The organism is Microvirga vignae (assembly GCF_001017175.1).
In the GTDB taxonomy this organism is placed as follows: domain Bacteria; phylum Pseudomonadota; class Alphaproteobacteria; order Rhizobiales; family Beijerinckiaceae; genus Microvirga; species Microvirga vignae.
In genome coordinates, this window is the sequence record NZ_LCYG01000106.1 from 1 (window position 1) to 7,221 (window position 7,221).

Consider the following 7,221-nt stretch of genomic DNA (forward strand, 5'->3'; position numbering starts at 1 on the left):
ACGGCCCATTACAGAAGCACTACTTCGGCACCCCCATTATTGAGCCCAGAGTGACGTGCCCGACAAGTTGGACATCGCAGCGGCATAGCGCGCGCTAGATGATCAAGCAGCATATGCCCAATCGCCGGCAGTGTTTACTGCGGCGGTGGTCCGGCGGTTTTTCTTTTTTCTGCGAGGCGGCGTGCAAGCGCAGATGCTGCAGCAATTGATAGGCGATCAGCGTCATGAGCGCGTACCGGTGCAGGCCGTGCCAGGAGCGGCCCTCGAAGTGATCGCGCCCGAGTTCTTTCTTGAGTTGCTGGTGCGCCTGATCGCAGACGCAGCGCGCCTTAATGAGCGAGGCCAGCCACTTCAGTGAGGCGGTGGGCGGCAGACTGCAGAGATAGTACCGGCGCCCATCCGACGAGCGGTGTTCACTCACCAACCAGACCTCGTCGCCAGACAGATGCTGGGCGACATGCCCGCGCAACTGAACCGCCGATCCATCGGCGACCCGCACCCGCACGGCGGCAAATCTCGCCTGCAGCGCTCCCTTGGTGCGGCGCTGCCACGCGATCCGGCGCCATGACATCTTGGCCAGCACGGTCTCGGCCGAGATCGAATCGGCATTGGGGATCAGTGTCTTCCGCGGCCATCCGCGTGTGGTGGTGGACGCAACCAACTGCACATCGGCTGATAGACCTGATCATCCCCCGACTGTGTGGACACTGGGTTAGCTCGCTTTCCTCTCAGCTTGTTCGGGTGTGAGATACCAGAGCGTTGAGTGGATGCGCTGCCAATTGTAATAGCCCTCGATATAGCCAAACAGATCCCGCCTTGCCTTCTCGCGGATCGCCCAGCGCCGCTGATGAACCAACTCTACCTTCAAGGAATGGAAGAACGGCTCCATTGGGGCGTTGTCGTAACAGCAGCCCGTCCGGCTCATGAATGTCTTAGCGCTCATCACAGCCAACTGTCGGGCATATGCTTCAGCCGCGTATTGGCTGCCGCGGACGCTGTGATGAATAAGATCAGAACCTAGTCGCTGCCGCTGGGCCGCCATGATCAGAGCCGCGAGTGTCAGCTCGGTGCGCAGGTGATCACGCATCGCCCAGCCCACCACCTTCCGGGTCGCCAAATCCAGCACCACGGCCAGATAGAGCCAGCCCTCATCGGTGGGGATGTTGGTGATATCAGCCAGCCACACCCGGTTTGGCATAGAGGCCGTGAACTTCTGCTGCAGCAGGTTGGGCGCGATCGGCAAGGAGTGACGACTGTCTGCGGCGGTCGGCCGGAAGCGGCGCCGGGCCAGGGCGCGAATGCCATGCCGGCGCATCAGCCGTTCGACCCGGCCGCGGCTGACCCAATGGCCTTCTGCTCTGAGCGCCGCATGTGTCCTCGGGCTGCCATAACGGCCGTGATGGTGCCCATGGAGACGCTGAATATCCTGCAGCAAACGCCGATTGGCGAGGGCTCTTTGGCTCTCCGGCCGGGAGCGCCAGGCGTAATAGCCGCTGGGCGAGACCTGGAGCACGCGGCACATGAGCCGCACCGGAAAGGTGCGGGCATGCTGCTCGATGAAGCCAAACCTCATTTGGGCATCTCCGCGAAGATACCGATGGTGGGTTCAACCGGTCAGCGCATCATGATTGATTTCGTTGTGCTTCGGGAGAACTATCCATGGCGCGTATGGGTCGTCCGGGCTTATCGGCAGAGCTGAAGCGGGAACTCTGGACCCGGTGGAAGGAGAGCTGGTCGCTCAGTGATATCGGCCGCGCGCTCGGCAAACATGCCGGATCGGTCTTCGGCATCGTACTGGCCAAGGGAGGCATCGCTCCGCCCCTGAGGAAGCGGTCGAGACTGTCATTGAGGCCAGAGGAGCGGGAGGAAATCTCGCGCGGCCTCATGGCCGGGTGGTCGTGTCATCAGATTGCGGCTCAACTCGGTCGATCTCCTTCGACCATCAGCCGGGAAGTCAGTCGGAACGGGGGCAGAAGAAAGTATCGTGCCACCACCGCCGACGAGCGCGCCTGGCAACAAGGCTTGCGACCAAAGCCTTGCCTGCTCTCCGTTCACCCATCGCTTCAGCTACTGATAGCCGATAAGCTGCAGAACGAGTGGTCCCCTGAGCAGATCGCAGGTCGGCTCAAGACCGAATATCACGACGACAGAACCATGCGGGTGTCCCACGAGACGATCTATAAGAGCTTGTTCATCCAGGCCCGCGGTGTCCTGAAGAAGGAGCTGACCCGCCATCTGCGCAGCCGGCGGATCATGCGATGCTCCAAGACGGCCAGTACCATCGGCCGACCGGGGCGACAGATCATCGACGCCATCTCGATCCGGGAGTGTCCGGCTGAAGTCGAGGATCGGGCCGTGCCTGGTCACTGGGAAGGCGACCTGCTCTCAGGCGGCAAGAACACCCACATTGCCACCTTGGTCGAGCGACAATCCCGGTTCGTGATGCTCGTTCGAGTTGACGGCAAAGATAGCGAGAGCGTGGTGAAGGCTCTCGTGCGGCAGGTTCAACGTCTGCCTCAGGGATTGATGGCCTCGCTTACCTGGGCTCGCGGGATGGAGCTTGCTTATCACAAGCACCTCAGCGTCGCGACTGACGTTGACGTCTACTTCTGCGATCCCCAGAGCCCGTGGCAGCGGGGAAGCAACGAGAACACCAATGGCTTGCTGCGACAGTACTTCCCGAAGGGCTCAGACCTGTCCGTGCATAGCCAGAGCGACTTGGATGCGATCGCGCTTAGGCTCAATACTCGGCCAAGAAAAACCCTTGGCTTTCAAACGCCAGGAGCTACGCTAGCCAAAGCTGTTGCGCTCATCACTTGAACCCACCATCGCTTTCTTAAAACATCGCGCTCCATGGGCGTGCGATCGAGCTCACGCCGCAGCCGCGCAATCTCGGCCGCTGATCAGCCGGAGATGCCATTGCAGCAGAACTGGTCGGCGCAACCTTCGAGCCAGCTCTCGACCGCGGGATGCGGCCATGCACGACGCTCCGCCAGTTGCGCAGCATCGAGGGTGAAATCCCCAGATCCGTGATGATCAGCATCAAGGGTCGGCCGCTACTCTCCAGCAGGGCGATGGCCTCTCGTTTGACCTCGGGTGTAAATTCCCGTCTCGTCTTCGTCATTAAACATCTTCCCGCACCCGCAGGAGCTTAGCAAAGGCGCCCACCAACGCGACGGAAGATCAGATCAATAACCTGCGGATTTCGCGGATCGTGAGAGGGCAGCTCGTGCGAAGAGATGCGAGCTGGTCTACCAAAGGGATCTTCTCACAGGTCGTGCACTGTCCCGTGGTCAACGGTGATGCCGCGCTCGGTCATCATCTCCTCCAAGTCACAGAGACCGAGGCTGTAAGCCAGATATCACCGAACGCACAGAAGAATAACCGATCGATCAAAAGGTTGGCCCTTGAACATCTGTTACTCCACCCTTGAGATCTCAAGCACGGTAGCGAAAATCTAAAACAAGTTGTTTGCGACAGAGCCGCACGGCCTGCTCCTCGCTGTTGCAGCTTGGCCACTGCATTGCCGTTTTCGATGTCGGTTTCGTTGCCAGCTTGGCTGCAATTGATCCCGATCAAAGATGAGGCGGAAGCGGGAGCGTATGTGAGGTTAGTCAAGCACACGTGGCCGTGTCGGGCGCGTGTGAGAAACGGAGTCAAAACGATCATGTCTCGCCTTCTCCTCGTCGCCGCTTTGTCCGGAACGATGCTCGCCGGCGCCACATCTATTGCCCAGGCTTCTGATTTGCTCGGCCGTAACAAGGCACCCGCCGCTCCAGTTGTCGCTATCGAAACCTTCCGCCCCTGGATGATCCGTGGACGTGCCCTCGTCGTTCATCCGCAACCCAATGCCGGTTTGAACGTAGGCGGCGATGTCGACGTCTCGACCTCGGTCGTGCCCGAACTGGACATCTCATACTTCTTCACGCCCAATTTGGCGACCGAACTCATCTTTGGCGTGACGCCTCATCGGGTGAAGGGGGCTGGCAGCCTTGACAATGTCCAGATCGGCGATGTGTGGCTGCTTCCGCCGACCCTCATGCTGCAATACCACTTCACTGATCTCGGCATGGTCAAGCCTTACGTCGGCGCGGGCATTAACTACACCTTTTTCTTCGACGAGAAGGCAAAGGGCAGCTTTGAAAAATTCAATCTCGCGAACACGATCGGCTTCGCCCTACAGGCCGGCGTCGACATCATGATCGACAAGCATTGGGGCATCAACTTGGACGTCAAGAAGATCTTCCTTGAGCCTGATGTGAGTGTTAATGACGGCGCGATCAATGGCAAGGTCAAGATCGATCCGTGGCTGATCAGCGCCGGCGTGACTTATCGGTTTTGAGCAGGCTGACTTTAAGCTCGAATCTACGGGAGAGACTTCGAAATCGCAGTCTCTTTCGCTCTGTGGGGCACACCTCTGTGGCTGCAGCTTGATCGCGATCATGTTGCAATCCTTACGAAAGATCTGTTCTTTTCCGCTACGATCGCGGGAGATTGATGGACCAGGCGGCCTATCGGGACTTCGTGATCAAGATCGTGCGCAGGCTGTCCGAGCAATAGAGCTTTCAGCCGCTGCCACGCAGGCCGGTGGTTGAAGTAGTCTTTACCCAGTTGGCAAAAGCAGACGTGCTCGCTCGCAAGGCTGATGGGCAGCACATGGTGGATTTCGAGCTCGTCGTTCGTGACAACGGCACGGAGAACGAGCAACAGCACAAGCTGCCGGCGCTGCTCAAAGGTGGCCTTCGCCAGCCCGTGCTGCAGCCGCTCGCGAAGGACCTCAAGGGAGGATGCGATACCGGCCAGTTGATGCTGGCGCTGCGCATCGTCGCGCAGGAGATCCTCCTGATCAGCCCGCGCCTCCACGCGCTGCTCCAGGTCGCGGCATCGCTCGTACTCGGCGACGGTGAGAACTGATCTTGCTCCGCTTTTGATGCTGCTGGCGAGCTCCTCATTCTGGAGTGGGAGCCATCGTGAGCTTGGTAAATGCGGATCACCGGACCAGTTGGGACAAAGGTGTCAATCAGCAATCCAAGGAGCAGGTGAGCGGCGCGGCCGCCGTTCCATCATGCGCGATTGAGAACGCGGTGATAATTGATGAAGTGAGGCTCGCGTCTGTGGCCGGAAATGCGCAGGAGGCTGGTCACGGTGTGTTTGCCGGGCGCCAGGATGGCCCCGACGCGTAGCACCTCGGCATGGCGCCAGGTTCGGAGGCAAAAGAGCGGGGCAAAGGCTAAGATGATCGCGGCGAAGCGGGCGGGCAGGTCCGGCATGGCGGTGTCTCCTAGGTGAAACTCCGCCAGCCTACCGCATCGTTCGCTTCGCCGCCCCCGCGCTCGCAAATCTCCTGTCAGAAATGGCCAAATTCAAGCTAAGATGCGGATCCACTACTGAGCTATCTGCGAATGCGGATCAGCGTCCCGTCGGTTTCCATCTGTACATTACCGAGCCAATCACAAAGTTCCTCCAACGTGGCGAAGATGTGTTCGATCTCAGTGAAGGGTGCAGGCCTCCGAGCGGGAGCTAAATCCTCAAGCAGTTCCGCTGTCCAAGTGTAGGGCCGGTATGAGTTGCTGCGCACCACGCTCCCCACAACCTCTCCATTCAGGAGGAGGTCATAGGCGCCGGGCGCTAGCTGGAACAGGCTGTAGGTCATGCTGATGGCTTGTTAGATGCGAGCTGTCGATCAATCCACTCGTAGGCCTTGGCGATGGCAGCATCGCGATCAAGAGCCATGATCAAGGCCGGGCGCTGCTTCGGCCGGGCCACGACGGCCATCCATTCCAGGCCAGTTGGGCTGAGGCGGATCTGATAGCCGCGGTGCTCCAGCACCTCAGCTTCTGCGGCGGCACGGACTCTAGCCATTGGACTTGCCGGCGGCTCTGCGCAGGGCTGCGCTGATGCGCTCCTGCCAGCCTAGGCCGTCCTCTGGAAAGTACGCGAGCACATCCAGGTCGATATGCAATTTGCATGATTCCTTTTCGTGCTCGGGTCGCGTGGAAGTAAGGACCAAATGTTCTGCCTGACGTCTGATCATCGATGTTCTCTCTATCTAAGCGTCAATGCGGTGTCGGAGGTGGAGCTACTGTCTACTGGCTCAAAGCAATGCCAATGGATTTCTTGAAACGACCGAGAATGGCGTTGGCCATCGTATTGGCCTCTGCAAAGAGTTCGGGCCGTACACGGTACCGGCCGAGGATTTCGCGGCGTCGGGCCGGACTGCCCAGATTGAGGCAGTACGGATCGGAATCGATCAGATGCTCGCCATATTCCCACAGCCAGGACAGATCGATGCTGTCGGCTAGGGCTGCGTCACGATCCGGCATGATGTTGCAGGTGGAAACATAGCCTGCGTATTTCGGCAGTTCTTCCCGGATTGGCATGCCAAGATGGATATCCAGCAACCAGTCCTAGCACCCGCATGTCGGCCGATTCCATCCAAGCTGTTCCCGATCACTTCGACGAGATTTTCGAGAACAGCACAGGGTCTTCGCTTCTCCAAGCCATGATCAATTTTCTGGCAGCAGCAAGGCGCGGTTCTTGCCGGGGCGGGCGCAGAAGACCAAGCCGCTGCCATCCGCGATTCTCAGCGCCAGAACTGCATCGTCGGAAGCGATCCCGGGGAAGCCGTTCATAGGCCCGACGCAGCCTTGCCGAATTGCGGTATCGTCTTCCGAGGATTCAATGACACCGGCAAGCGACAGATACGGCGACTTTGTCGAGATCCGCGGCCATACCTCAGTTCCGTCCGCTTTATGAAGCATTTCGATCTCCCTGCAATTTCAGAAGTCATCAGGTGTTTAAGATGGCAAAACTTAGCCGTTATCAGGATCGCTCCGCAATCCGGACCTGCTGCCCCGCAGAGCTTTGTGGGCAGTTCCTTCCGGCTCCCGACGGGGGGATCTTCAAAAGTCGTGCCAACTGCGCAGAAAGAGCCTCAGAAATCATTTTCTGCACACTGGTCAATGGCTTGAGAATGCGGCAGGAAGCCGGGCCGCACACCACCGTGTCGCGGACTCGACAAACCCGACAGTTGGTGTCAGTTGCCTGACGTTGTCCCAGGGGTGGCAGATAGGATTGCTCCGCGGGAGCAGGCAGTTCACCCGTCATCCAACCGCGTTCCGCATAGTCCGATAGTCGACATTGTCGGACAGGCGGCATCGCAGCATTAGGCCATTATATTGTTTTGAAATGAGTTTCCCCTTTGGCACGGGACATGCATGG

General features: G+C 59.1%; 9 protein-coding genes and 3 pseudogenes. 3 read left to right on the top strand and 9 right to left on the bottom strand.

Going from position 1 to position 7,221, the window contains the following annotated elements; all coding sequences use genetic code 11:
- Positions 1-94 precede the first annotated feature (94 nt).
- Both AA309_RS37920 and AA309_RS28335 read right to left on the bottom strand, forming a co-directional pair.
- Positions 95-661 (bottom strand): hypothetical protein, encoded by a 567-nt coding sequence (locus AA309_RS37920; protein WP_133239402.1) that lies wholly within the window; start codon positions 659-661, stop codon positions 95-97.
- Between the two features lie 51 nt (positions 662-712).
- Positions 713-1,600: pseudogene (locus tag AA309_RS28335) on the bottom strand (IS3 family transposase); the annotation flags it as partial.
- A 59-nt stretch (positions 1,601-1,659) separates the two neighbouring features.
- Here AA309_RS28335 and AA309_RS28340 point away from each other — a divergent pair.
- Entirely contained in the window at positions 1,660-2,820 is a 1,161-nt protein-coding gene (locus AA309_RS28340) for an IS30 family transposase (RefSeq protein ID WP_047192377.1), read from the top strand.
- A 168-nt stretch (positions 2,821-2,988) separates the two neighbouring features.
- On the opposite strand, the pseudogene AA309_RS37925 reads toward AA309_RS28340, so the two are convergent.
- Positions 2,989-3,124: pseudogene (locus AA309_RS37925) on the bottom strand (transposase); the annotation flags it as partial.
- A 153-nt stretch (positions 3,125-3,277) separates the two neighbouring features.
- Positions 3,278-3,415, bottom strand: a pseudogene (locus tag AA309_RS33695) (IS6 family transposase); the annotation flags it as partial.
- A gap of 252 nt (positions 3,416-3,667) precedes the next feature.
- Here AA309_RS33695 and AA309_RS28350 point away from each other — a divergent pair.
- The gene (locus AA309_RS28350) at positions 3,668-4,342 is read left to right on the top strand and encodes an OmpW/AlkL family protein (protein WP_047192378.1); all 675 of its coding nucleotides are present in this window, start codon (positions 3,668-3,670) and stop codon (positions 4,340-4,342) included.
- Positions 4,343-4,626: 284 nt separating this feature from the next.
- Positions 4,627-4,914, top strand: coding sequence for a hypothetical protein (locus AA309_RS32635; protein WP_160310563.1), 288 nt, complete (start codon positions 4,627-4,629; stop codon positions 4,912-4,914).
- 149 nt (positions 4,915-5,063) lie between these two features.
- Here AA309_RS32635 and AA309_RS28355 read toward each other — a convergent pair whose 3' ends face one another.
- The 5 genes from AA309_RS28355 to AA309_RS28380 all read right to left on the bottom strand — a co-directional run bounded on the left by AA309_RS28355 (position 5,064) and on the right by AA309_RS28380 (position 6,761).
- Positions 5,064-5,270 (bottom strand): hypothetical protein, encoded by a 207-nt coding sequence (locus tag AA309_RS28355; RefSeq protein WP_052955060.1) that lies wholly within the window; start codon positions 5,268-5,270, stop codon positions 5,064-5,066.
- A gap of 379 nt (positions 5,271-5,649) precedes the next feature.
- Positions 5,650-5,862, bottom strand: coding sequence for a hypothetical protein (locus AA309_RS28365; protein ID WP_047192380.1), 213 nt, complete (start codon positions 5,860-5,862; stop codon positions 5,650-5,652).
- Positions 5,855-6,034 carry a BrnA antitoxin family protein gene (locus AA309_RS37335; RefSeq protein WP_047192381.1) on the bottom strand — a complete coding sequence of 60 codons (180 nt, stop codon included), beginning with the start codon at positions 6,032-6,034 and terminating at the stop codon, positions 5,855-5,857. The genes AA309_RS28365 and AA309_RS37335 overlap by 8 nt, the downstream gene beginning before the upstream one ends.
- Positions 6,035-6,086: 52 nt before the next feature.
- Positions 6,087-6,380, bottom strand: a complete 294-nt coding sequence (locus AA309_RS28375) for a hypothetical protein (protein ID WP_150117813.1) — start codon at positions 6,378-6,380, stop codon at positions 6,087-6,089.
- 126 nt (positions 6,381-6,506) lie between these two features.
- Positions 6,507-6,761 carry a hypothetical protein gene (locus AA309_RS28380; RefSeq protein ID WP_052955062.1) on the bottom strand — a complete coding sequence of 85 codons (255 nt, stop codon included), beginning with the start codon at positions 6,759-6,761 and terminating at the stop codon, positions 6,507-6,509.
- Between the last annotated feature and the right edge of the window lie 460 nt (positions 6,762-7,221).